The 26,460-nt window shown below is 37.0% G+C and carries 23 protein-coding genes and 2 tRNA genes; 24 read left to right on the top strand and 1 reads right to left on the bottom strand.

Annotated features, from left to right (window positions below):
• Window positions 1-41: 41 nt before the first annotated feature.
• Complete coding sequence (locus BUC06_RS18500; protein WP_073335468.1) at window positions 42-1,145, bottom strand: hypothetical protein; 1,104 nt, start codon at window positions 1,143-1,145, stop codon at window positions 42-44.
• A 530-nt stretch (window positions 1,146-1,675) separates the two neighbouring features.
• On the opposite strand from BUC06_RS18500, the gene BUC06_RS18495 reads away from it, so the two are divergent.
• The 24 genes from BUC06_RS18495 (at window position 1,676) to BUC06_RS18380 (ending at window position 26,441) form a co-directional block, all read left to right on the top strand.
• Window positions 1,676-2,518 carry an energy transducer TonB gene (locus BUC06_RS18495; RefSeq protein ID WP_073335467.1) on the top strand — a complete coding sequence of 281 codons (843 nt, stop codon included), beginning with the start codon at window positions 1,676-1,678 and terminating at the stop codon, window positions 2,516-2,518.
• 167 nt (window positions 2,519-2,685) lie between these two features.
• Window positions 2,686-3,459 carry a ParA family protein gene (locus tag BUC06_RS18490; protein ID WP_034741531.1) on the top strand — a complete coding sequence of 258 codons (774 nt, stop codon included), beginning with the start codon at window positions 2,686-2,688 and terminating at the stop codon, window positions 3,457-3,459.
• Between the two features lie 70 nt (window positions 3,460-3,529).
• Window positions 3,530-4,420 (top strand): ParB/RepB/Spo0J family partition protein, encoded by an 891-nt coding sequence (locus BUC06_RS18485; protein ID WP_073335466.1) that lies wholly within the window; start codon window positions 3,530-3,532, stop codon window positions 4,418-4,420.
• Window positions 4,420-5,079, top strand: a complete 660-nt coding sequence (locus tag BUC06_RS18480) for a DUF5683 domain-containing protein (RefSeq protein ID WP_073335465.1) — start codon at window positions 4,420-4,422, stop codon at window positions 5,077-5,079. Before BUC06_RS18485 ends, BUC06_RS18480 begins: the two co-directional genes overlap by 1 nt.
• Before the next feature lie 64 nt (window positions 5,080-5,143).
• Entirely contained in the window at window positions 5,144-5,845 is a 702-nt protein-coding gene (dapB, locus tag BUC06_RS18475) for a 4-hydroxy-tetrahydrodipicolinate reductase (protein WP_073335464.1), read from the top strand.
• Between the two features lie 103 nt (window positions 5,846-5,948).
• Window positions 5,949-7,595 (top strand): signal peptidase I, encoded by a 1,647-nt coding sequence (gene lepB, locus BUC06_RS18470; RefSeq protein ID WP_073335463.1) that lies wholly within the window; start codon window positions 5,949-5,951, stop codon window positions 7,593-7,595.
• A gap of 61 nt (window positions 7,596-7,656) precedes the next feature.
• Window positions 7,657-8,280, top strand: a complete 624-nt coding sequence (locus BUC06_RS18465) for a WbqC family protein (RefSeq protein WP_181876098.1) — start codon at window positions 7,657-7,659, stop codon at window positions 8,278-8,280.
• Between the two features lie 90 nt (window positions 8,281-8,370).
• Window positions 8,371-10,053, top strand: coding sequence for a S8 family serine peptidase (locus tag BUC06_RS18460; protein ID WP_073335462.1), 1,683 nt, complete (start codon window positions 8,371-8,373; stop codon window positions 10,051-10,053).
• 125 nt (window positions 10,054-10,178) lie between these two features.
• Complete coding sequence (locus BUC06_RS18455) at window positions 10,179-10,670, top strand: lipocalin family protein (RefSeq protein WP_073335461.1); 492 nt, start codon at window positions 10,179-10,181, stop codon at window positions 10,668-10,670.
• A gap of 26 nt (window positions 10,671-10,696) precedes the next feature.
• On the top strand, window positions 10,697-11,386 hold the full coding sequence (locus tag BUC06_RS18450) for a YiaD family glycine zipper/OmpA-like lipoprotein (RefSeq protein ID WP_073335460.1): 690 nt from the start codon (window positions 10,697-10,699) through the stop codon (window positions 11,384-11,386).
• Between the two features lie 107 nt (window positions 11,387-11,493).
• Window positions 11,494-12,381, top strand: coding sequence for a decaprenyl-phosphate phosphoribosyltransferase (locus tag BUC06_RS18445; protein ID WP_073335459.1), 888 nt, complete (start codon window positions 11,494-11,496; stop codon window positions 12,379-12,381).
• On the top strand, window positions 12,378-13,697 hold the full coding sequence (locus tag BUC06_RS18440; RefSeq protein ID WP_073335458.1) for an FAD-binding oxidoreductase: 1,320 nt from the start codon (window positions 12,378-12,380) through the stop codon (window positions 13,695-13,697). The genes BUC06_RS18445 and BUC06_RS18440 overlap by 4 nt, the downstream gene beginning before the upstream one ends.
• A complete protein-coding gene (locus tag BUC06_RS18435; protein WP_073335457.1) occupies window positions 13,698-14,423 on the top strand; it encodes an SDR family NAD(P)-dependent oxidoreductase in 726 nt (241 codons plus the stop codon). It begins immediately after the preceding gene.
• Window positions 14,424-14,427: 4 nt separating this feature from the next.
• Window positions 14,428-15,015 carry an HAD-IB family hydrolase gene (locus BUC06_RS18430; RefSeq protein ID WP_073335456.1) on the top strand — a complete coding sequence of 196 codons (588 nt, stop codon included), beginning with the start codon at window positions 14,428-14,430 and terminating at the stop codon, window positions 15,013-15,015.
• A 23-nt stretch (window positions 15,016-15,038) separates the two neighbouring features.
• Window positions 15,039-15,503 carry a hypothetical protein gene (locus tag BUC06_RS18425; RefSeq protein WP_073335480.1) on the top strand — a complete coding sequence of 155 codons (465 nt, stop codon included), beginning with the start codon at window positions 15,039-15,041 and terminating at the stop codon, window positions 15,501-15,503.
• 2 nt (window positions 15,504-15,505) lie between these two features.
• Window positions 15,506-16,681 carry a cysteine desulfurase family protein gene (locus BUC06_RS18420; RefSeq protein WP_073335455.1) on the top strand — a complete coding sequence of 392 codons (1,176 nt, stop codon included), beginning with the start codon at window positions 15,506-15,508 and terminating at the stop codon, window positions 16,679-16,681.
• An 84-nt stretch (window positions 16,682-16,765) separates the two neighbouring features.
• On the top strand, window positions 16,766-17,083 hold the full coding sequence (gene trxA / locus BUC06_RS18415) for a thioredoxin (protein ID WP_034730057.1): 318 nt from the start codon (window positions 16,766-16,768) through the stop codon (window positions 17,081-17,083).
• A 133-nt stretch (window positions 17,084-17,216) separates the two neighbouring features.
• Window positions 17,217-17,290: transfer RNA gene (locus BUC06_RS18410), tRNA-Asp, on the top strand.
• 34 nt (window positions 17,291-17,324) lie between these two features.
• A tRNA-Asp gene (locus tag BUC06_RS18405) sits at window positions 17,325-17,398 on the top strand.
• Window positions 17,399-17,646: 248 nt separating this feature from the next.
• On the top strand, window positions 17,647-18,891 hold the full coding sequence (locus tag BUC06_RS18400) for a site-specific integrase (protein WP_073335454.1): 1,245 nt from the start codon (window positions 17,647-17,649) through the stop codon (window positions 18,889-18,891).
• Between the two features lie 411 nt (window positions 18,892-19,302).
• Window positions 19,303-19,632: a DUF6660 family protein gene (locus tag BUC06_RS24385; protein ID WP_073335453.1), complete on the top strand. Its 330-nt coding sequence runs from the start codon at window positions 19,303-19,305 to the stop codon at window positions 19,630-19,632.
• A 155-nt stretch (window positions 19,633-19,787) separates the two neighbouring features.
• Window positions 19,788-24,155 carry a CusA/CzcA family heavy metal efflux RND transporter gene (locus tag BUC06_RS18390; RefSeq protein WP_073335452.1) on the top strand — a complete coding sequence of 1,456 codons (4,368 nt, stop codon included), beginning with the start codon at window positions 19,788-19,790 and terminating at the stop codon, window positions 24,153-24,155.
• 1 nt (window position 24,156) lies between these two features.
• A complete protein-coding gene (locus BUC06_RS18385) occupies window positions 24,157-25,434 on the top strand; it encodes an efflux RND transporter periplasmic adaptor subunit (RefSeq protein ID WP_073335451.1) in 1,278 nt (425 codons plus the stop codon).
• Between the two features lie 128 nt (window positions 25,435-25,562).
• On the top strand, window positions 25,563-26,441 hold the full coding sequence (locus tag BUC06_RS18380) for a bestrophin family protein (RefSeq protein WP_073335479.1): 879 nt from the start codon (window positions 25,563-25,565) through the stop codon (window positions 26,439-26,441).
• The last annotated feature ends 19 nt before the right edge of the window (window positions 26,442-26,460 follow it).

Here is a 26,460-nt window from a genome sequence, read left to right as displayed (position 1 = left end):
AAAAGCGTAATCATTTAGTCAGTCTATTTAAATTTCAAATATTAATAGATTTTATCCTTAACGTACAAAATTTTACTTTTCGTCGACTGACCCCAGTTATGAATAGATTTAGAATAATCGTAGTTCGATTTTCCTTGTGAAATAGAGATTTCAGGCCATCCTTTTGATTCCCTTAAAGCATTAGCTGCAACCGGAATACAAGGAGAATAATTCGTGTAGTCTAAAATTCTGGTTCTCTGGCTATTTCTGAATTCCGCCTGGATTCTTTTTTTGATCACAAGCATGTGTTTTTCTTCGATTTCACTCAGATAATTCTGAATTCTTTCCACAGCTTCTTTATATCCTAAAGACTGCCATGCCTTTAAAGCTGCATCCTCGCGCTTTTTCATATTTTTTCCATCGATAGAAACTTTAGCCATAGCATCGGTATCACCATTGTCGGCAGCCACTCTGATTTCATTGTTCGCATCCACGATATCATAATATTTCATCTGATATTCTACGTATTTAGCATAAGTAGGTGCTACAAAAGTGTGAATCAGCTCAGGTTTGTTCAGGTCATCTACCGGAGCATTCTCGTCAAAATCTGGGTTCTTCACCTTTTTAATTTTGAATAATTTGTCTCTCAGAGAATCAAGTTTTTTTTCTACTTTTTGATCAAAATCCGTGTCAACCACGACAGACCACTGAAGAAGATCCTCATATACTTTTGAAACCCTCTTCTGGGAATCGTTCATAATGGTAATCGCTCTCCCTTTTCCGTCTTCCGTAAGCGGTGGTAATTGCGAAGGAATCGCATCAGTCATCGCCGCGAACTGTTCCATCTGAAGGTATTTTTTGAATTTGCTGTTCGATAAAGCATTTTGATAAGCTTCCATATCGATTTTTGGATTTCCGTTGGCATCAAGGATAGGTTTTCCAGTTCCGTCCAGCATGGGTTTAGGAGAAGGAGCATCTCCGAAAAGTCCGTTTAATGCATAATCGAAAGTGTCTTCAGAAAGTGTAATCCCTACCGGATCAAAGGCGATGAAATCATCAGTTCCTAGAGATTCCGGATTTCCTCCGTTCGTTACCGTGTCATAAACTTGCTTTAAAAGCATGCTCATTAATGAATTTGTTTTTGCTTCTTGAGTTAAAGTTGGCATAATTATAAGTTTTTAAAATGGTCTTGGCTTACTCTTTTTGGTTTTCAGCATCCCCGATTTTCTATGTACAAATGTATTTCGGTGGTGTAAAATAATCAACAGGGTTTTTCCTGTTTTTCGGGTATGTTTTTCACTGTTTTTTAATTTATGTTGAATTTATTTCAATTTATATCTGTTATTTTTATTAAATAAAGGTTGTTGGAATGATGGGTTTGAGCATTGATTTTAATGCAGAATAAAAAATACCAGGCAGACTGTAAATTTTACAGTTTTTGTATTTGGATTGTTTTTTTTTAAAGCTTAATTTTTAAATCTTGGTAAACCTACAGCGAGCCTGTAATTATTTTATAAGTGTTTTCCCCTTTTTAATACCGCGAAATAGGGTTTTGCTAAATTTTTCATATAATTCGTTAAATAATTAACATTTGTGCAATTTTTTGGCAGGATTGTTGATTGAGATTTTAAACTTTTTGCAAAAAGCCATTAAAACTAATAATCACTGATTTTAACAGTTTAAATATTTAATAGTGATGAAACACCTAAACCAAAACCAGGAATTTCGTTTCAACGAAGTTCTTTTTGAGCACCGCAACAAAGAATACGGTGCTTATGCATTAAGAAATGAATCAGATAGAATACTAACCAAAGCACTTTTCGTGGGGGTGAGTTTATTGGCTGCCATTTCAATAACGCCATTTGTAGTTTCGGCTTTGCAGGGACCTAAAATTACGGAACAGATCACATCTTGTGATTTTGGGCCATTTGATGTTAAAGATGTTGATCAGCCTGAGATTCCTCCTGTAGAGATTAAGTTGCCTGCCGTTCAATCTGAAAAAGTAAAAACCTATGTTGAAACAGTGCCAGAACCTAAAGCAGATGTTACCAATGAACATGTTGTAAAAAAAATAGAAGGAGCCATTGCAGGACCTGTAAACTCCTCAGAAGGAGCGATTGCAACAACAAGCTATCATCCAGTGCTTCCTCAGGCAGGAACAGGACCGGCAGTTCCTTATATTCCACCAACTCCGCCAGCTCCAAAAGTGGATGATAATCACATTGCAGATAAAGGAGAACTTGGAACAGAAGCCGTATTTCCCGGAGGACTTGATTCATTCAGAAATAAAGTGATTAATAAATTTGACGGCTCAGGATTCGAAGGAACCGGAGATACAATGAGAACTGTGATCACTTTTGTAGTAGAAAAGGATGGAACTATTTCCGGAATTAAAGCCGATGGTAAAGATGCTGAATTTAATAAAGAAGCGATCAGAACGATTAAAAGCGTTGGAGGAACCTGGAAAGCGGCTAAAAATAAGCAAGGCGAAACCGTAAGAAGTTATTTCAAATTTCCAATCACCATGAACTTTGAATAATTAAGATAAAAAAACAAATCTTGATAGTTATCCACAAAGAATTTTTTTTGTGGATAATTTTTTTAATTGTTAAACTGTTTATTAACAATACTTTAACTCAATTTTGAATTTCGCCATTCATACAGAGCAAAGAAAAAAGTGTATTTTTGAAATCTAAAGTTCTAATAATGGCAAAAATCATAGGTATCGCTAATCAAAAAGGTGGAGTTGGAAAAACGACCACAGCTGTAAACTTGGCGGCAGCATTAGGGGTATTGGAAAAAAGAATACTCATCATTGATGCAGATCCACAGGCGAATGCAACCTCAGGGCTTGGTGTAGATGACGTTCAGTATTCTACATATAATCTTTTGGAGCACAGCGCCGATACAAGAACCTGTATCAAAAGAACCGCTTCTCCCAACCTGGATATCATCCCTTCACATATTGACCTGGTCGCAGCAGAAATTGAACTCGTGGACAAAGAAAACCGTGAGTACATGCTGAAGAAAGCCTTGGCAGAGGTCAGAGACGATTATGATTATATTATTATCGACTGTGCACCGAGTTTAGGGCTTATTACAGTGAATGCCCTTACTGCGGCAGATTCTGTGATCATTCCGATCCAGTGCGAATATTTTGCGTTGGAAGGATTGGGTAAACTTTTGAATACCGTAAAAAATGTACAGAAAATACATAATAAAGATCTTGGAATTGAAGGTCTTCTTCTTACCATGTACGACAGCAGACTGAGATTGTCAAACCAGGTAGTGGAAGAAGTCAATTCACATTTCCCGGATATGGTTTTTGAAACCATTATCAGCAGAAACGTAAGATTAAGCGAAGCACCTAGTTTCGGAGAAAGTATTCTGAACTATGATGCAGAAAGTAAAGGAGCGATTCAGTACATTCAGCTGGCAGAAGAAGTTCTGTTGAAGAACGAAAATTTAGTAAAAAATTAATTTAATAATAAATGGAGTATAAGTGAATGTACATCATCACTTATTTAATTATCATTTATCAATTATATCTATGAAGGACAAAAAGAGAGCTATGGGACGTGGTTTAGGTGCTATTTTAAGTGCTGAATCCAAAGCGAGTGTCAACTCCGCTACTGATGAAGGAGCAGATAAGTTTGTGGGGAATATTGTAGAGGTAGCCCTTGAAGATATTTATCCGAATCCCACCCAGCCGAGAACGTATTTTGATGAGAAAGCACTAAACGAACTTGCTCTGTCAATCAAAAACTTAGGAGTGATCCAGCCGGTTACCTTAAGAAAAGATGGAGAGAAATTCGAAATCATATCAGGGGAAAGACGTTACCGCGCAAGTAAAATTGCAGGCCTTTCAACCATTCCTGCCTACATCCGTTTAGTAAATGATCAGGAGCTCCTTGAAATGGCTCTTGTTGAAAATATTCAGAGAGAAGATCTTGATGCCATTGAGATCGCTTTAACCTATCAGAGACTTTTGGATGAGATTGGTCTTACCCAGGAAAATCTGAGCCAGAGAGTAGGGAAGGATAGAAGTACCATTACTAATTCCATCAGATTATTAAGGTTAAATCCTGATATTCAGAATGCAATCAGAAGTGGTGAAATATCTGCAGGACACGGAAGAGCGATTATCAGCCTTGAAAGTGAAGAACACCAGCAGATCCTGTTTGATCTGATCATTAAAGAAAAACTCAATGTCCGTCAGGCTGAACAGGCTGCAACAGCATTGAAGAATCCTAAATCACCGGCAGCGAAAAAAATAAATGCTGAGCTTTCCAATAATTTTAAGAGAGCACAGAAAACGATCGCTGATATTTTAGACGTAAAAGTTGAGATCAAAACCTCCGGAAACGGTAAAAAAGGTAAAATCGTCCTGGACTTCAAAAACGAAGAAGAACTGGAGTATATTTTATCCCATATTAAATAATGAAGAAAATATTTTTCACATTTTTTTTGTACACTTTTGCTTTCGCTTATTCGCAGGTAATACCAAGCGATACAGTTCGTGTAGATCCTCTTCCTAAGGACAGTATTGCAGTTGTAACGAAATCTTCGAAACCTGCAAAACCTGTGAAAACAGAAGCCAGGATCATAGAAGATCTTGAAAATGCGAACGGCCCTACAAAGAAAACCATCAAACTGAATCCTACAAAAGCCGGACTTTACTCTGCGGTATTGCCTGGACTTGGGCAGTATTACAATAAAAGGTACATTAAAATTCCTATTGTTTTGGGCGCTATAGGAGCCGGAATCGGGTATACTCTGTGGAGCAATAATCAGTACAAAATATATAGAGAATATTACGTGGCAAAACTTAATGGAACGCCTAATGAATTCGTAGACAGTCATCCGTGGCTGGATAAAAAGGCTTTCGGAAATGCCCAGGACAGATATAAAAGACAAAGAGATTATGCCATAGCAATTACAGGTTTGATCTATATTCTGAATATCGTAGATGCTGTGGTAGACGCCCATCTTTACGAAAGCAGACATGATCCGGACCTTACTTTTAACCCAACAGTAATTCAGGATCAGTATGGCGTTTCTACTCCGAAAACAGGATTAAGTTTAAGTTACAGATTTTAAAACATATTTTAATTAAATTGATACCGGCCTTACGGCTAAGGATCATCATAAATAAAGACTTCACATGAGAATAGCATTAGTTGGATACGGTAAAATGGGGAAGATCATTGATGAGATCGCACAGAAGAGAGGACATGAAATAGTGGCCCGTCTGAAAGAAACTCCAACAGCTGAAAATCTTAATAATCCTGACGTCGCTATCGAATTTTCTTTACCAGAAGTGGCATACGATAATATCAAAGCATGTCTTGAACAAAAAATTCCGGTTATCTGTGGGACTACAGGATGGCTGGATAAAAAGGCAGAGGTTGAAAAAATTGCCGTAGACAGCGACAGCGCTTTCCTGTATGGTTCCAACTTTAGCTTGGGAGTAAATTTATTTTTTGCCCTGAACGAAAAAGTAGCCGATATCATGAAAAATGTGGATGAGTACACCTGTCAGCTGGAAGAAATTCATCATGTACACAAAAAAGATGCGCCCAGTGGAACAGCTATTTCAATTGCTGAAGGAATCATCAAAAATAATCCTAAATTTAACGCCTGGAAACTGGAGGAAACTAAAGGCACGGAGCTGGGAATTTTTGCCGTCAGAGAAGATGAGGTTCCGGGTACCCACAGCGTTTATTACAAAAGTGAAGTGGACGAAATTGAAATAAAACATACCGCCTTCAACAGAAACGGGTTTGCACTCGGAGCGGTAGTCGCTGCAGAATGGATCAAAGATAAAAAAGGAAATTTCACCATGAAAGACGTGTTGGGGCTTTAATTTGTAACAAATACGCTAAATAGTCAACTAATAACAGGTAATGATGCTATCATTTATTAATCATCATTGATCATTTATATTATCAGAATAGGCACAATAAACTATGAATTATTTTTTAACTTATACAGTATATGTTCTCATTTTGTCTGTACTGATGGGGATTTCCACTTGGAAACTGTTCAAAAAAATGGGCTACAGTCCCTTATTTGCATTTATACCTTTCTATAATTATTTTATTATTTTAAAGGAAACGGAACATCCGAAATGGTGGGCTATCTTTTCTTATCTGCCGATCGTAGGACCTATCATGATGTCTGCTTTCCATATTTATTTAATGAAAAAATTTGGAAAATCTCTTGTCAAAGACCAGCTGCTTACCGTAATCCTGCCGTTTATCTATATGGCAACGGTGAACTATTCCAAAGATGCAGAGGTAGAAGATGAAAATTCCAACGATCTTTTCATTACAGATGAAGAGAAAAATGCAAAAAAGAAAGATACATTCTTGGGATCTATCACTTTTGCAGTGGTTTTTGCCACCATTATCCACGTTTTTGTAACACAGCCATTTGGTATTCCTACAGGATCCATGGAAAGAACACTTCTTGTAGGTGATTTCCTGTTTGTAAACAAATGGAGCTACGGATACAGAATGCCGATGCGTCCCGTTGCCATACCATTCCTTCAGGGAACCATTATGGATACAGGACAGAAAGGAAATCCAAAAGATGATCCGAAATCATATGTTGATGGTATAAAACTTCCTTACACGAGAATTTTCCAGTTCAGTAAGCCACAGAAAAATGATGTGGTCGTATTCAACTATCCTAGAGATTCTGTCCATACAGCAATCGACAGAAAAGATCCTTACGTTAAGAGATGTGTAGCTGTTGCAGGAGATACTTTTGAAATGAGAGCCGGAAGACTGTTTGTCAATGGAAAATCAGAAACAGTTTTAGGAGATCAGGAAGTACAGCACAGATATATTGTCAATACAGGAAGCCAGCTGGATATTCCTGCTTTGTACAAAACCTACGGATTCTTGCCGGTACAGGAGGTGCAGGGTGAGAAAGGATATATTTATGCTTTCCAGGGATTGACAGATAAAACTGCTAAAGAAATCAAACAACTTCCTCAGGTCATTGACATGAAAGAGGATATTACTCCCAAAGGAGAAGCTGCTGTATATTACAGAGACGAAGCCAAAACAAAAATTGATACAACACAATCGATATTCCCGATCAATCAGCCTTGGAACCAGGACTGGTATGGACCTCTAAGAATTCCTAAGAAAGGAGATGTAGTGGCAGTCAATAATGAAACACTTCCTTTATACCAGTGGATCATTTCACAATATGAGCATAATAACCTTGAGAAAAAGAACGGAAAGATCTTTATCAATGGAAAAGAAGCTAATAATTATACCATCCAGCAGGATTATTATATGATGGTAGGAGACAACAGGGACGCTTCACTGGATGCAAGATTCTTTGGTTTCGTTCCGGAAGAAAATATTGTCGGAAAACCGATGTTTACCTGGATGAGCCTTCAGGGAGCTTTTTCAGACAGCAGTTCCACATATCAGGCGCCGTTTAAAGTTCGTTGGGACAGAATGTTTAAAGCAACCAATACAGGAGAAGCCAACAAAACTTCTTACTGGTGGGTAGCTGCAATGATTCTTATCCTGTTCTTCGGATGGGAATATTTCATGAAACTCTTCGGAAAGAAAAAAACAGAAGACGAAGCATAATTTAATGTAAAACTTAAAGATAAAATGAAGTATTTGAAAAAATACTTCATTTTTTAATAGGATGAATATGACAAATGTATTATTGCCGGTATTTTATATGCCCCCGATTTCATGGTTTTCAGTGTTTTTAAATCCTGAAAATAATATTGTATTTGAACAGTTTGAGAATTTTCCCAAGCAGACCTACAGGAGCAGAACCAACATCTATGGGGCCAACGGAAAGCTTTCTTTAATCATTCCCATTAATCATAACGGTAAAAGAGAATTTAAAGATATTGAGATCTCTTACAGGGAAGACTGGAGAAACCTGCACTGGAAATCGATCAAGACAGCGTATCAGAGTTCGCCTTATTTTGAATACTATGAAGATAAGTTTAAAAAAATATATGATCTGGAAGAGAAATTTCTGATTGATTTTAATCTTAAAGCATTAGAGATCATCCAGCAGATCCTGAAAACGGAAAAGGCACAGTCTTTGAATGAAGAATATATCAAAAATCCGGATTGTATTAATTTTAGAGAAAAGTTTTCGGCAAAACTTCCTTCTGAATTTCAGATGGAAGAATATTACCAGACCTTCTCAGATAAACTGGGATTTTTAGAAGATTTGTCGATTTTGGACCTTATATGTAACAAAGGACCTGAATCTCTGACTTATATCAAAAGTATCAAACAATCGTACTGACAGGAAACCGCTATTGAAGAGATTCTCCGGAAAATGAACCAATGAACATTGCGATTGCATTAAATTTAGAAAAAAAATAAATATCAACATATGAAAAAGGTATTATTAGCAGCTGTTTTTCTTACAGGCTTTAGTTTCTCTTATGCTCAGGAAGCTCAGACTAAGAGCATTGATCCGAAAGAAGATCAAGATCTGATGACCTGGTACCATAAAGACTTTTCAACAACAAAAGTATATGGGGTAAACACGGCAAACGCCTATAAATATTTAGAGTCAAAAGGTCTTAAACCTAAAACTGTTATTGTAGGGGTTTTAGACAGTGGTGTACAGGTAGATCACCCGGGTCTTGTAAAAAATATATGGTCAAATCCTAATGAAGTTCCTGGAAACGGAAAAGACGATGATGGAAACGGATATATCGATGATGTACACGGTTGGAACTTTATCGGTGGAAAAAATGGCGATATTGATATCGACAATATGGAGGTAACAAGAGTTGTCGCTAAATATAAATCCGTTTTTGAAGGTGATGATTCTACAAAAAACAAAGCAAATCAGGCGAAAATGCCGGAAGAATTTGCTCTTTATATGAAGTCTAAAGAGCTTTTCAATAAAAAAAGTATTGAAGCAAAACAAAGCTTACAGACTTACACCATGATCAACAGCATCATCCCGAATATGGTGAAGTTGTTGGGAGGTAAGCCCGTTACTGCAGAAACTTTGCAGGGAATTAAACCTCCGACAGATCAGAAAGATGCTATTGCTCTTCAGGTTCTGGGACAGGTTTCTCAAAGTCCTGAATTCAAAGGGAAATCTTCTGCTGAGTTCGAGAAATTGATGAACGAGCAAATGAAAGAAGCCATTGATCACTTTGCTCCGCAGGCTAAGCAGTACGATCTGAGCTATGACCCAAGAAAAGAAATCGTAGGCGATAACTACGATGACTATTCTGAGAAAAACTATGGAAACAATCACTATGAAGGACCAGATGCAGAGCACGGAACACACGTTGCCGGGATTATTGCAGGGCTTCCGCAAGGAAAAGAAATACAGTATGGAGTCGCTTCTAAAGTAGCTAAAATCATGTCTGTAAGAACAGTTCCAAACGGTGATGAGAGAGATAAAGATGTTGCCAACGCTATCCGTTATGCAGTAGATAACGGAGCTAAAGTTTTAAACATGAGCTTTGGAAAACCTGTATCTCCCGGGAAAAATATAGTATGGGATGCTTTTAAATATGCTGAAGAAAAAGGCGTACTATTGGTAAAGGCAGCTGGTAACGAAAATGAAGATGTTGCCGAGCACCTAGCTTTCCCGACCAACTTTAAAAATGTTACAGACGAAAAACCTTTTGTCAATAATGTATTGGTTGTAGGAGCAAGTACCAACAGAAATAATGAGCTGAGAGCCGATTTCTCCAATTTTAACAAAAAAATGGTCAACGTTTTTGCACCGGGTGAACAGATTTACTCTACCGTGCCTAAAAACGAATATAAATATCTTCAGGGTACTTCCATGGCATCTCCTGTGGTAGCAGGAGCAGCAGCAGTATTGCTGGCTTATATGCCTAATCTGAAGCCTGATCAGATTATTGAAGCCCTTGTAAAAAGCAGCAATCTGAGTTCAGAAAACAAATTTCCTGAGTTTTCTCAGGCGGGAGGAGTGATAGATCTTAAGAAAGCAGCAGAATATGCATACAACACCTTTTATAACGGAAAATCATCAGGTACTGTCAAGCCTGCGAAATCCGTAAAAAAGACTGTTAAAAAATAATATATCTCCCTGTATATAAGGAGAAAGCATTTAAAGTCCGAAATTTTCGGACTTTTTTTATTTTTATTTTTCAATTTGGCACGGTTTTTTGTAACTTTATAAATAACAAAATAATAAACAACAAAATGAAAAAGTTACTACTTGCAGGGATGATCGGAACATCACTTTTTGCAGTGTCTTGTTCCTCAGTGAAAAAAGCGGAAACGTCACAAAACCAAAGAGTTGAATACCTGAAATTAAAAGGCGACTGGCAGATTGTTAGCGTCGATTATGAAAAAGGATTCAAAATCAAGCCTTTTGACGAAGGTGCGGATGCTCAGTGTTTTGTAGGAAGTCATTGGAGATTAATTCCAAATAACTACACCGGTGCCTATACTTTAAACGGAGGTGGAGCTTGTCCAAGCCTTACACAGCCTATTAAATTTGAAGTAAAAGATGGCAATACTTTCTTGTTTAAAAAAATCGCTGCGGGAACGAAAGCTAAGCAAAATACTGTAGGATATTCTTTAACTATTGCCAACCAGTCTACAGATCAGTTTTCACTTGTACAGAGCGTTCCATTCGACGGAAACACAGTACAGGTTGTTTACAACTTCCAGAGAACAGGAATGAAATAATTTATCAATTTTAAAAGATCAAAAAAATGAAATTTACTAAAACATATATAGGAGCACTTTTCTTATCATCAGCATTGTTATTAACCAGTTGTGAAGCTGTTCAGAATTCTAATCACCAGCAGAGAGGTACTGCAGTAGGTGTGGCATCAGGTGCTGTACTTGGAGGTATTTTGGGTAACAACGTAGGAAGCGGTAAGAACTCAGCTTTAGGAGCAGTATTGGGAGGTATTATCGGTGGTGTTGCCGGTAACGTTATCGGTAATAAAATGGATAAGCAGGCTAAGCAGATCAAAGAAACTTTACCCGGAGCTGAAGTCGAAAGAGTAGGAGACGGTATTAAGATTACCATGAACGAAAGCATCGTGAACTTTGCTTTTGACTCTTCCAATCTAACTTCTGTAGCTCAAACTAACCTGAACAAACTAGCGCAGGTACTTGCTGATAACCCGGATACCAATATCAATATCTATGGTCATACAGACAGCAAAGGGGCAGATGCTTATAATTTGTCGCTTTCTCAAAGAAGAGCTGACGCTGTAAAAGCTTATTTATCAGGGAAAGGAATTGCATCAGCAAGAATGTTTACCAAAGGAGAAGGAGAATCTATGCCGGTAGCTAGCAACGATACAGATGAAGGAAGAGCTAAAAACAGAAGAGTAGAATTTGCGATTACAGCGAATGAAAAAATGATTAACGAAGCCAAGCAAGGGCAGTAATTAATTTTATATATAAATATTTTCGTAAAAGACCGCCTCGGCGGTTTTTTTTGTATTTTTATGCTTTAAATTTTGAATTTACTATTTTTGCAACTGAAATAACATAAATGAAGAAATATCTTAAACTCCTTCGGGTGGAGCAGTGGGTCAAAAACTTATTTGTTTTTGTTCCTCTGTTTTTTTCAGGAAATATTACAAATATAGACTTACTCAGTAAAAGTATATTTGCTCTTATTATTTTTTCCCTCGCAGCAAGTATTGTCTATATCCTCAATGATTATAATGATATAGAAGCAGACAGTAAACACCCTGAAAAAAGAAGAAGGCCTCTGGCCAGCGGAGCCATTTCAAAATCAAAAGCTTTGGGAATTCTTACGGGACTCGTTATTATGGATGTAGCTCTTGTCTGCCTCGCTCAGCTTTATTTTAATGAACCTTTATGGAAATTTGCCACCATTATAGGACTGTACGTCATCATCAACATTGCCTATACTTTTAAGCTTAAGCATGTTCCGATTATTGATATTTTCATTATTGCTTTAGGGTTTGTCCTGAGAGTTCTGGCGGGAGGGTATATTACAGGAATCGGAATCTCCCAGTGGGCCATCCTGCTTACCTTTGTGCTGGCTCTTGTTTTAGCCATCGGAAAAAGAAGGGGAGAACTGATCAATGCACAGGTTTCCGGAAAAACAAGAAAGGCACTGGATGGGTACAACGTACAGTTTGCAGATATTGCCCTGTCTATTTCAGTAACGCTTGCTATTGTGTGTTATCTGATGTTTACCCTTTCACCTGAAGTGCAGGCAAGATTTCATGAGCGAGTTTTTTATACCGTTATATTTGTCGTATTTGCCTTTCTAAGATATCTTCAGCAGACGTTGGTGTACAACAGAACAGAGTCTCCTACCAAAATTGTCTACAGAGACCGGTATATCCAGGTAACTTTAGTGCTGTGGGTAGCCGCATTTTTAATTCAGATTTATTTTAAAAAATGAAGCCAAATTTCACACAAAAAGTTACTAACTGGGGAAATTTCCCGGTAGTAGAAAAAGAAATGAGATCCGAGGACAGCTTCAAAAAAATAAAGGAGTTTGTCCTTAATCACAACGAGATTATTGCCAGAGGAAACGGAAGATGTTACGGAGATGCATCTCTGGGAGAAACCATATTTTCTACCAAGAAATTAAATAAATTCATCAGTTTCGACCGTCTCAACGGGGTTATAGAATGTGAATCAGGAGTACTTCTTTCAGACGTGCTTGAAATTGCGGTGCCTCAGGGATACTTTCTGTACGTAACGCCGGGAACAAAATTTATTTCCGTGGGAGGCGCCATTGCTTCAGATGTTCACGGCAAAAATCATCATGCGGAAGGATGTTTTTCTGAATATGTGATGGAGTTTAAGCTGATGACTGAAAATGGAGACATTATTACCTGCTCCAGAGAAGAAAATTCAGATAAATTCTGGTCTACTATCGGAGGAATGGGGCTTACAGGAATTATTCTTAATGTAAAATTTAAACTTAAGAATATAGAAACAGCTTACATTCGTCAGGAAAGCATTAAAGCAGAGAATCTCGATGAAATTTTCAGACTCTTTGAGGAAAGTGAAAACTGGACCTATACCGTAGCATGGATCGACTGTCTTCAAAAAGGGAAAAACCTGGGAAGAAGTATTCTCATGAGAGGCGAGCACGCTTTTCAGCATGAACTTCCCCAAAACCTGACCAGGCAGCCATTAAGACTTAAGAAAAAGCTTCAGCCAACCGTTCCGTTTTATTTTCCGGGATTTATTTTGAATTCGCTCACCGTGAAGATCTTTAATCTTTTGTATTATAAAAAACAGGCAAAAAAAGAAGTTAAATCCTTTATTGATTATGAAACCTTTTTTTATCCGCTGGATGCCATTACAGATTGGAATAAGATCTACGGAAAATCAGGTTTCATCCAATATCAGATGGTGATTCCAAAAGAAGCGGGGAAAGAAGGGATGAAGCAGATTCTTGAGACTATCGCGGCAAGCGGGAACGGATCATTTCTGGCTGTATTAAAGCTGTTTGGTAAAAATAATCCTGAAGCGTATAACTCATTTCCGTTTGAAGGGTATACTTTGGCTCTTGATTTTAAGGTCAATTCAAAACTGAAAAAACTGGTGGAGAAATTAGATGATACGGTGCAAAAGTTCGGGGGAAGGATTTATCTTACGAAAGACAGTATGAGCAGATCTTCACTGACGAATTACCTTAAAAATATTCAAAGTTCAAAATTTGTGTCCTTACAGCACAAAAGAATCATAAACAACAATTCATAAATGATAGTTCTGGGAAGTACGTCTGAGGTAGCTCAGGCTTTTGTGGAAAAGGCTCTTCAGGAAGGAGAAAAGTTTGAAAAAATATACCTTTTCACTTCAAATAAAGAGACTACGGAAAGATTTGCAAGACACATTGACGTAAAATTTCTGCAGCAGTCTGAAGTGATCGAAATTGATCTGATGAAAGAGATCGATTACAATACATTTGATCATGTCAGCTCAAATGTATTATTTTGTGCTGTCGGATATTTGGGAGAGGGAACTGAAGAAGGTCTTTATGACAACAGGAATACGGAAAAGATTATCAGTATCAATTATTCCAAACTCATTCCTGTAATGAACTATTTCGCCCAAAAGTTTGAAAGCAGGAGGTCAGGAACGATCATCGGACTTTCGTCTGTAGCGGGAGACCGGGGAAGGCAGAGCAATTTTATTTACGGTAGTGCAAAAGCAGCTTTTACAGCCTATCTTAGTGGACTCCGCAATTATCTTTTTGAGAAAAAAGTACATGTTCTTACCATCAAACCGGGCTTTATGGCCACAAAAATGACGGAAGGACTTCCTTTGAACCCAAAACTGACGGCAACACCAAAGCAGGCAGCGGAATGCATTTACAAAGCTTTTAAAAAGCAAAAGAATGTGGCCTATGTTTTGCCGGTTTGGAGTATTATAATGATGATTATCAGAAATATACCTGAATTTATATTTAAAAAATTAAAGCTTTAATAAAATGAAAAAATTGTATTGTTTTGATTTTGACGGAACCCTTACCTATAAAGATACCATGTTCATGTATCTTAAATTCTACGATTCTACAAAATTCCGGATACAATTTTTAAGACACGTTCCTCTTTTTATTTTACTGAAATTAAAGCTTGCCGAAACGGAAAAAGTAAAAAAAAGCTTTATTGGATCTATTCTCAAAGGACAGAGTCAGGAGAAGATTGAAATGAAGTCAAAACAGTTTTTTGAGCATCATTATCCCAGAATCGTAAGGGAAAATGCTCTGGACTTTATAAAAAATATCGATAGGAATAATACACAGAGTTTATTGGTCACCGCTTCACTGGATATCTGGGTGAAACCTTTTGCTGAAGAATTGAAAATGCAGCTGGTATCCACCCGTGCAGAGTTTAAAAACGGTGTTTTTACAGGCAATTTCATAGGCAAAAACTGCAATGGAAATGAAAAGCTGGTAAGAATAAAAGCTGAAATACACGATTCTAAATACGATAAAATAATCGCTTTCGGAGATACTTCCGGAGACCGGCAAATGCTTAAATGGGCAAATGAGGGTCATTACCAATTTTTTCACTAATTTTGGGTGGTAAAAATGTAAAAATGAAAAGACTGCTTATTGTAAGTACTGCACTCTTGTTGAACTGTACTGCTACGCCGTCTCAAAAATCATCAGCTATGCAGGACAATGCAGAGCTGCTAGTTTCTGAGTCGCAGGGTGGTACGGATGTAGCCGGATTTACTATGATTAAAAATGAACAGGAATTCCGAAACGCCATCAAGGGTAGTTTCGGTCTTATTGGTTTGAAAAAAGAACCCTCTGTGAACTATCCGAAATTTCCTAGAAACAAAAAAGTAGTTTTGTACCATATGGGAATCTTTAGATCGGGAAGTCACAGAGTAACCAGCATCAGAAATATATCGGTAAAAAACAGGGTGTTGTATGTGGAAGTTCCGGATGCAGCAACAGGTGGAATGGAAATTCAGGTGCTTTCAAATCCATGGTTTATTTTTGCCGTTCCTTCAGATTATCAGTTTACCTCAGTAGAATTAAAATATTCCAAATAAAAATGAACAAAGTATATTTAGATAACGCTGCAACGACCCCTCTTTCAGAAGAAGTGATAGATGCAATGGTGAGCACCATGAAGATGAATTTCGGAAATCCATCTTCTACCCACAGCTTTGGCCAGGAAGCAAAGATCCTTATTGAAAATGTAAGAAGACAGGTTGCAGATTATCTTCATGTAAGTCCCGCAGAGATCATCTTTACCTCATGCGGAACAGAATCGAATAACATGATCATCAAATCCAGTGTAGAACATCTTGGAATAGAAAGAATCATCAGTACTCCACTGGAACATAAATGTGTTTCAGAGACTGTTCTGGATATGAAAAACAGAAAGGGGGTAGAAGTGAATTATATACGCCCCAATGAAAAAGGGGATGTTGACCTTCATAAACTGGAAGAGCTGTTAAAAGCTTCAGATAAAAAAACATTGGTAAGTTTAATGCATGCCAATAACGAGATTGGAAATATCGTGGATATCAAAAAGATCGCGGAACTCTGTAAAGAAAACAATGCACTTTTCCATTCCGATACCGTACAGACGATGGCTCACATGAATCTGGATTTTTCTGATATCAAGGTAGACTTTGCTTCATGCAGTGCCCACAAATTTCATGGTCCTAAAGGGATAGGTTTTGCTTTCATCAGAAAAGCAACGGGAATGAAGGGAATTATTACTGGAGGACCTCAGGAACGAAGCTTAAGAGCAGGAACTGAGAACGTAAGCGGCATTGTGGGGCTAGGAAAAGCATTGGAACTTTCTTTACAGCATATGGAAGAGTACACCAAGCACATGCAGGAGATCAAAGACTACGCAATAGAAAGGCTTTCTGATGCGGTTCCGGGGATTAAATTCAATGGAAGGAGTGCAGAGAAGGAAAATAGTCTTTACACGGTTTTAAGCGCTTTATTGCCTTATAAAAACCCTTTGATAGGACTTCAGCTGGATATGAAAGGAATTGCCATTTCTCAGGGGAGCGCTTGTTCTTCAGGAGCATCGAAACCTTCCATGGTCATGATGATGGTTCTTTCTGAGGATGAAATGGATCATTGTACGCCTTTACGTATCTCGTTCAGCCATATGACGACAAAAGCAGACATCGATGCGCTCGCAGAAGCTTTGGAAGAAATTTCAAAAGACTATGCTATAGAAAAAACAAATGTTGAGCATAGATAGTCTTATCGCTTAAAAATCGTAATTTTGAATATCCAATAGGGATTACAGTAAGAATATAATATTAATTTAAATAAAAGAAACAAAATGGCTTTAGAAATTACGGACAGCTCATTTCAGGAAACAGTTTTAAAATCAGATAAGCCGGTATTGGTTGACTTTTGGGCAGTATGGTGTGGACCATGCAGAACTTTGGGACCAATCATCGAAGAAGTAGCATCAGATTTTGAAGGAAAAGCAGTGGTAGGAAAAGTTGATGTAGACAACAACCAGGAAATTTCAATGCAATATGGCATCAGAAATATCCCTACAGTTCTGATTTTTAAGAACGGTGAAGTGGTTGATAAATTAGTAGGGGTGACTCCAAAGGAGATTATCGCTGAAAAATTAAGTGCACACTTGTAAAAAATAACTTTGATAATGAACGCCTTCCATTTTTGGAAGGCTTTTTATTAGGAAATAATTTGCAGGTAATAAAAAAAGTTGTAGTTTTGCAATCACAAAAAAGAAACAACGTTCTTTATAACAACAGAAAAATGATCCGGTAGTTCAGCTGGTTAGAATGCCGCCCTGTCACGGCGGAGGTCGCGGGTTCGAGTCCCGTCCGGATCGCAAAAGTTTTTCAATTTACTTTTAAAAAAAATTAGATCCGGTAGTTCAGCTGGTTAGAATGCCGCCCTGTCACGGCGGAGGTCGCGGGTTCGAGTCCCGTCCGGATCGCAACTACAATATCAAAGTAGTAGAAAAAGCTTTAAAACGTATGTTTTAAAGCTTTTTTTGTTTTATGTCTGTTCAAAGAGAACTAAAAAAGCACAATCTGAAAGTGACCTATTCAGTGACCTGTTAAAGCAGGTGTAAAAAGGTCACTGAAAATTCAGAGAAACCCTGTTCAGTAGCTAGTTCAGCAACTGAATATCTTGTGATAAGTTTTTGCTAAGGTTAATTTTAAATCTTAAACGCTAAACGAAATGAACAAGACATTCAATTTACTTTTCTATGTAAAAAAAGCTAAAATCAATTCTGTAGGAGAGTGTCCTATTTATTTACGAATTACAATTGATGGCAAAATATGCGAGATCAGCACAAAACGTACAGTAAAGCCTTTAAAGTGGAACTCTGCGATGCAGAAGGTTAGTGGCTCTTCAGAAGAATGCAGATCACTTAATTATTATTTGAAAACATTTGAGCAGAAAGTTTACGATATCTATCACGAATTGATCAGAGATAAGGAAACAGTAACTTCTGAGGCTCTTAAAAATAAGTTAGTGGGTAGAGGTAGATTGACCAGAACACTCATTCCCGTTTTTCAGGATCATAATGATCGAATGGAGCAACTTATAGACAAAGAATTTGCACAAGGAACATTAACCCGCTATAAGACCTGTCTGAAACATACCAAAGATTTCTTGAAATGGAAATACAGTGTTACCGACATTGAAATTAAAAAGATCGATTATGCATTTCTAAACGATTTCGAATTTTTTTTAAGAACCGAAAGATCGTGTAACAATAATTCCGCAGTAAAATATATCAAGAACTTCGGTAAGATCATTCGTATCTGTCTTGCAAATGGATGGATGGAAAGAGACCCTTTTATGAACTATCATTCTAAGTTTAATGAAGTGACAAGAATGTTCCTTAATGAAAAGGAAATAGAAGTGCTTTTTGCCAAAGATTTTAAAAATGAGAGATTGTCTTTGGTAAGAGATATTTTTCTGTTCAGCTGTTTCACAGGATTGGCGTACATTGATACTCAAAAACTAACCTATCAAAATATCAATTTAGGACTTGATGGCTCTCAATGGATCTATACCAAACGTCAGAAAACTAAAACTACTTCTAATATTCCCATTCTTTCTCAAACAGAGAAAATTATTGAAAAATACAAAAATCATCCAGTATGTATTAATAATGGAAAGCTGCTGCCTATTCTTAGTAATCAAAAAATGAATGCCTATCTTAAAGAGATTGCAGACTTGTGCGGGATTAATAAAGAATTGACCTATCATATTGCACGGCATACCTTTGCAACAACTGTTACCTTATCTAATGGGGTTTCCATCGAAAGTGTTAGTAAAATGCTTGGTCACAAGAGCATTAAAACGACCCAGCATTATGCTAAAATACTTGATGAAAAAGTTAGTGAGGATATGATGGCATTGAAACAGAAATTTTTTAATAAAAAAAATCAGCAGCTGTTAGGTAATTTTTAGTTATAAAATGATATTTTGAAAAATGATTTGTTTTTTATATTTGTTGTTTTTCTATCCATAACCGAAGAAATATCGAAGTATTTAGCACCAGATATAACGAATTTTAGAATTAAAAAATTGTAGCTGACAACTGTTAAAATGAAAAAGATTTTTAAGAGTTGTTTATGTTTCAATATTACATATTTACAAATACTATCAAATTTATATTAGAAACCCGTAGCGCAATATTCTACAATATTAACTTTAATATTTCTGTTTAATAAATTTGTTAAACTATTGAATTGTTTTAAATTTACTCCAAAGTATGATTAACTATAATAATTTTGATTTTTATAATTTTTTAACTAAAATTCTATCTTATATTGTTCGTTATTAATTTTTTTGTTAAAGTAAAATATTTACCTTTGTCTTATGAATTTTCTAAGATTGCTTTTTACAGTCTACTTCATGGCACTATCATTAATGCCATGCATGGATGTTGCAAAAGCGCAATCAAAAACTGAAAATATATCGTATTCCTTTATAAAATCTGAGCAAAATGATGCTCATTCAAAAACAGATTCATGTTCGCCCTTTTGCTACTGTAACTGCTGCAGAATCAGTGTTACTTCCATTAAAATTAAGCCTGTTATAGAATATCGTAAACAGATTAAAGAATACTTTTCTAAAAAGATACTTTTCAAAAAGAATGACTTTGCATATTTGGTGTATGACCAAATATGGCAACCCCCTAAAATATAATTTTTATTGATCAGACGGAAGAATTGTCTTTCGTCCAAACTGTTATGGAAACATTGCAATAGTATTGCATTACATTCCTATTCATTTTTGTCACTCGATTTTAGAACAAATAGTTGTTTCGAAAATTAGTGACATTCAATAAAAATTATATTCTAATGTTAGATAAAATCATAAGATTTAGCATCAAGAACAAGATTGTCATTGGTATCATGACCTTGTTGTTGATAATTTGGGGAGTTTGGAGTGCAACAAAACTTCCAATCGATGCCACGCCAGACATCACCAACAATCAGGTTCAAATAATTACGGTATGTCCTACACTGGCCGGCCAGGAAGTTGAACAGTTGGTTACTTTCCCTATAGAGCAGAGTATTGCTAATGTTCCTGATATTGAGGAGACCAGAAGTATATCACGATTTGGTTTGTCTGTAATCACTGTTGTATTTAAAGAAGAGGTAGACGTTTATTTTGCCCGTCAGTTGATCAGTGAAAAGCTGAAACAAGCGTCTGAAGAAATTCCACAAGGAATTGGTACGCCAGAGTTAGCCCCGGTAAGTACGGGTCTTGGGGAAGTATATCAATACATTCTCCATCCAAAAAAAGGAAGTGAGAAAAAATACGATTCTAAAGAACTTCGTACGATGCAGGACTGGATCGTACGAAGACAACTTAACGGTACTCCTGGTGTTGCCGAGATCAACAGCTTCGGAGGACAGCTTAAACAATATGAAGTTGCTGTTAACCCTGATCGTCTACGAGCGATGGGAGTCAGTATTTCTGATATTTTTGCAGCTCTTGAAAAAAATAACCAAAATACAGGGGGAGCCTACATTGACAAAAAACCAAATGCTTATTTTATTCGCGGGATCGGTCTCGTAACTTCTCTTGAAGATGTTGGTAATGTAGTTGTTAAGAATGATACTGGAAGTGTTCCTATTTTTGTTAAAGATGTTGCTGAAGTTCGCTTGGGAAGTGCTGTAAGATATGGTGCCATGACATTTAATGGTCAGGTAGATGCCGTTGGTGGAGTAGTCATGATGCTGAAAGGAGCAAATAGCAATCAGGTGGTGCAGAGCATCAAAGAAAAAATACCGGTCATCCAAAAGTCTTTACCTAATGATATAGTTATAGAGCCTTATTTAGACAGAACAGATCTTGTTGGGAGAGCTATTGACACGGTCGAGAAAAATCTTATTGAAGGAGCCTTGATCGTTATTTTCGTGTTGGTTTTATTTTTAGGAAACTTGAGGGCTGGACTAATTGTAGCCTCGGCCATTCCATTATCATTACTCTTTGCTTTGGGAATGATGAATGTTTTCGGAGTGAGTGCCAACCTAATGAGCCTCGGGGCGATCGATTTTGGATTAATCGTTGACGGCGCGGTAATTATTGTTGAGGCTACGTTGCATGTCCTACAGCATAAAAAAAATAGAAAAGAGCTTACCCAGGCGCAGATGGATGAAGAAGTAGGGTCTGCTGCATCCAAAATGATGAACAGTGCAATATTTGGGCAGATCATCATTTTAATTGTGTACATACCTATTTTAACTTTAATAGGTGTTGAAGGCAAGATGTTTACCCCCATGGCTAAGACAGTTGGTTTTGCCATTATAGGTGCAACTATTCTATCTGTAACCTATATACCTATGATGAGTGCGTTGTTTTTATCTAAGAAAATTTCTCATAAAGAAAACTTCTCAGACAAAATGATGAATAAGATCCAAAGAGCCTACACGCCTTTATTGGAAAAAGCGCTGAGGATCAAATACTGGTTGGTTGGTGTTACCGTTGCTATTTTTGCTGTAGCTGTATTTTTCTTCGGAAGGATGGGAGGTGAGTTTATCCCTCAGCTCCAGGAAGGTGATTTTGCTTTTCACTGTATTCTTCCACAGGGAAGTTCATTAAGTCAGAGTATCGAAACCTCCATGCAGGCATCAAGATTGATCAAACAATTTGACGAAGTTAAAATGGTTGTAGGAAAGACAGGATCTGCTGAAGTGCCTACTGATCCGATGCCTCCTGAAGCTACTGATATGATGGTGATCTTAAAACCTCAAAGTGAATGGAAAACAAAAAAGTCATATGATGAATTAGCGGATGAGATCTCTGAAAAACTCGAAGCCATTCCGGGTGTATTTTTTGAAAAAAATCAACCTATCCAGATGCGTTTCAATGAATTGATGACAGGGATCAGACAAGATGTAGCAGTTAAAATTTTTGGTGAAAATTTGGATTCTTTAGCAATATATGCTGAGAAAACCTCCAAGGTTATCCAGTCTGTAAATGGTGCGAGTGCTCCGCAGATCGAACGTGTCAGTGGTCTTCCACAAATCAATGTCGAATATGATCGTACAAGAATGGCAAATTACGGACTGAATATTGAGGACGTGAACACTGCGGTAAGTACGGCTTTTGCAGGTCAGGCCGCAGGTCAGGTATTTGAGAATGAAAGAAGGTTTGATTTGGTAGTTCGTCTGGATAGTTTGCATAGAACAAGTATTGATGATGTCAACAATTTGATGGTATCTACTAACACAGGAGCACAGATCCCGCTTTCACAAGTGTCCAATATCAGTTATAAATTGGGTCCGGCACAAATCAGTCGTGAAGCCGGAAAAAGGAGGATCGTTATTGGTTTTAATGTAAAAGGCCGAGATGTAGAAAGTGTAGTAGAAGAAATCCAGAAAAAGTTGGATAATGTTAAATTACCATCGGGATATTATTTTACGTATGGAGGACAGTTTGAGAATCTTAAAGCTGCTAGTAAACGACTGACCATTGCTGTTCCTGTATCCTTATTTCTAATCTTTATGCTGTTGTATTTCACTTTTGGATCACTAAAACAGGCAACATTAATTTTTACTGCAATCCCAATGAGTACGATCGGAGGTATATTTGCGTTAATGCTCCGTGGAATGCCTTTTAGTATTAGTGCGGGAATTGGCTTTATTGCATTATTTGGAGTAGCAGTACTTAATGGTATTGTGTTGATCGGAACCTTTAACCAGTTAGAGAAAGATGGTGAAACCAATATTTTAAAACGTGTGATGGAAGGGACCAAAACTCGTCTAAGACCCGTTTTGATGACTGCTACAGTCGCGTCATTAGGATTTTTACCTATGGCAATTTCAACAGGTGCCGGTGCTGAAGTTCAGAAACCTTTGGCAACCGTCGTAATCGGCGGACTAGTTACAGCAACATTCTTGACACTTTTCGTTTTACCTATGTTATACATTATTTTCAGTACTAAACTAAAGATCAAAAAAAACTTTTCAGGTAATAAACCACTGACTGCTGTTTTTATTTTAGGATTCTTATTCATCGGACAGACCTTTAAAGCACAACAGGGTACGCCTTTATCTGTTGCTGAAGCAACGAGCATCGCATTAAGTAATAATAATTTAATACGGTCGAGAGATTTAGATATTAAAGTTACAGAGGCACTGAAGCCTACTGCTAAAGAACTTCCAAAAATGAGTGTAGATGCTCAATTAGGACAATATAACAGTAAAAAGTTCGATCAGTCATTTTCTATATCTCAAAGTATTCCCTTTCCGACGTTGTTCAAAGCGAGAAAAGAACTTATTGCTGAACAGATCAAAGGAAAGCAGATTAATAAAGAGATTTCAATCAACGAACTTGCAAGACAAGTGCGGACGTATTATTATCAGATCGAATATCTGCAGTTTAACCAGTCAAAATTAAAAAATCTGGATAGTTTATATCAGGATTTTATACGAATTGCTACTGTCAGATTTAAATCGGGAGATATTAAAAAAATTGAAATCAATACTGCAGAAACTCAAAAAGGTGAGATCAATTTACTATTAAAGCAAAATGAAGTTTATTTGAATAATGCATACAAAAACTTAAAAGCATTATTGAATACTTCAGGGGATATTGCGATTCCTTATAACACAAACTATGAACCCCTTAAAGCTAATTATGTACTTGATAGCACGGCAATAGCAAATCATCCGACTGTAAGGTCTTACTACCAGGAGATGGTTATAGCGGAAAAAAATAAAAGCGTTGAAAGGTCTATTGGTCTGCCTGATTTCAGTATCGGTTACACCAATCAGTCCTTGATCGGTACCCAGACGATCAATGGTATGGATAAAAATTTTAATGCGGGAAATAGATTTCATGCGGCAACTATTGGCGTTACCATTCCCCTGACTTTCGGTGCTACAAAAGCGAGAATCCAGTCTTGGGAGTTCCAAAAGCAAGTAGCGGAATCTAATGCAAAATTGCAGCAAAAACAGCTGGAAGCGCAATTGCAAAATGCTTTGAATCAATATCAGCAGGATGTAGACCAGTACAGCTATTATATTAATCAGGCAATACCGAATGCTGAGAAAATAGCTAAAGCCGGACAATTAGGATATAAAACAGGAGAAATATCCTATGTAGAATATCTTTTTGCGCTCCAGACTTCCACAAATATTCAATTAAAATATTTGGAATCCATTCAACAGGTTAATCAATCTGTCATTACCATTAATTCAATCATAAACAAGTAAAATGAAAATTAAATATAATGTAGTATCTGCGGTGTTAATTTCTTTTTTAGCATTAAGCTGTGGAAAAAAAGAAGCAACTGAAGAAACGGAAGTAAAAGCAAAAACAGAACAGGCAGAAGAAACTCATGAAGAAGCTCCCCAGACGATTGCGACGTTAACAGAAGAACAGATGAAAGCTGTAGGGATCTCATTAGGCAAAATTGAGACGAAAGATCTGGCTTCCATAATCAAAGCTAATGGCGTATTGAGTGTTCCAAATAACAGAAAAGCCACGGTTACTTCTTTGTACGGCGGAGTGATCAAAACATTAAATGTACAGATAGGAGATTATGTCAGACAAGGTCAGGTAATTGCATCAATTAATAATCCCGAGTATATTCAGCTTCAGGAGCAATATCTGACAGTAAACAGCAGAATTTCATTTGCTGAGCAGGAATATAAAAGACAACGTGAATTATTTGATAATGATGCAGGAGCAAAAAAGAATCTGCAAAGCTCTGATGCTGAATTAAAAAGTTTAAGAACCCAGAGATCATCATTGCAGAGACAACTCCAGCTAATGGGAATAAGCCCGGGAAAAGTGAGCAATGGGAATCTAAGATCAGGATTGGTTATTACCTCTCCGATCAGCGGAACTGTAAGCCGTATCAATGCGCAGATTGGAAGTTATGTTGATGTTGCATCACCGGTTCTAGATATTATTGATAATAGCTCTATCCATTTAGATCTTCAGGTTTTTGAAAAGGATCTACCTAAAATGAAAGTAGGTCAAACAGTACAGTTTAAATTGACCAATAATCCGCAAACATTGTACAACGCTACTGTGTTTAGTATCGGCTCGTCATTCGAAAATGAGAGTAAAACAATCTCTGTACATGCCAATGTTACAGGAAATAAAGTAGGGCTGATTGATGGAATGAATGTTACCGGAATGGTAAGCCTTGGAAACTCGAGCACCGCTGCTGTTCCTGATGAAGCGATCGTAGAAGCTGACGGTAAATTCTATGTCTTTATACAGACTTCTAAGAAACCTGAAGAACATGCTGAGGAGAAAGAAGCGGGTGAGAAAGAAGCAGGTACAAAAGAAGCAGGGGGACATACTAAAGATCAGGGTAAGACATTAAATTTTGAAAAAATAGAAATAGTGAAAGGCTCATCAGATTTGGGGTATACTGCTATCACGCCAGTGACTACAATTGCATCTGATACAAATATTGTTGTAAAAGGAGCATTCTTCGTCAATGCTAAATTATCTAATGCCGGAGGACATGAAGATTAGATTTTAAAAACTGAAGCCCTTATATAAAATTTCAGTTGTCATAAAGGATATTATTATGCTGCAAATCAAATTGATTCATTCAAATACTTTGTAGCATAATGTTATCTCTAATCTATAAAATAAAAGTTATGTTATTAAACAAGAAAATTTCAATCTGGTATTTTATTGATCAAATTAAAAGTCAAATATTACTGATTGTTATACTTGCTGTAGGGACAGGTTTGTTAGATCTGCATCCAATTTTCACAAAAATAACAATCCCTTTAAGCATTCCCGCAATTCTAGGAACTGCAGTATCATTGCTTCTTGCATTTAGGACGGCGCAGTCATACGAGAGGTGGTGGGAAGCGAGGATCGTTTGGGGAGCCATCGTTAATGATTCCAGATCTCTTATTCGATTAATTAATCAGTTCATTCCTCAGAATAGTGTGGACAAAAAAATATTTGCAGAAAGACAAATCGTCTGGGTGTATGCGTTAGGCGAAGCATTAAGAAAACAGCCTTTTTCCAATAAAGTAAGTGAGTATTTGCGTACGCATAAAATCGATGCCATCAATATACCCAATGCAATTTTGGATGAACATTCATTTCAGATCAGGGGAATAGTTGAAAAAGGTTTGATTTCAGATTTTAAGGAGGTTCAGCTCAATGAAGTACTCATGAGGCTTTGTGACAGTATGGGAAAATGTGAACGATTGAAAAATACGGTGTTTCCACGTGCTTACAGTATTTTAATACATACTCTTATCTATGTTTTTGCTTTTATACTCCCATTCGGATTAGAGGATTCCCAGCTCACTTTGGAAATCATTACAACGATCATTATTCCACTGATATTTATCTCTATAGAAAAGACGGCGATCATCATGCAAGATCCTTTCGAGAATACTCCTGTAGATACGCCAATGACTTCTATTGCACAGACCATAGAAATCAATATTCTCCAGATGATCAAAGAAAAAGATGTTCCTGTTAAAAAAGAAAATACTACTTACTTTGAAATGTAGAATCAATCTAATAAATACT

Source organism: Chryseobacterium carnipullorum, from assembly GCF_900142785.1.
Lineage (GTDB): Bacteria > Bacteroidota > Bacteroidia > Flavobacteriales > Weeksellaceae > Chryseobacterium > Chryseobacterium carnipullorum.
The sequence above is the reverse complement of the archived record's forward strand: the minus strand, read 5'-3'. Positions and strand labels throughout refer to the sequence as shown.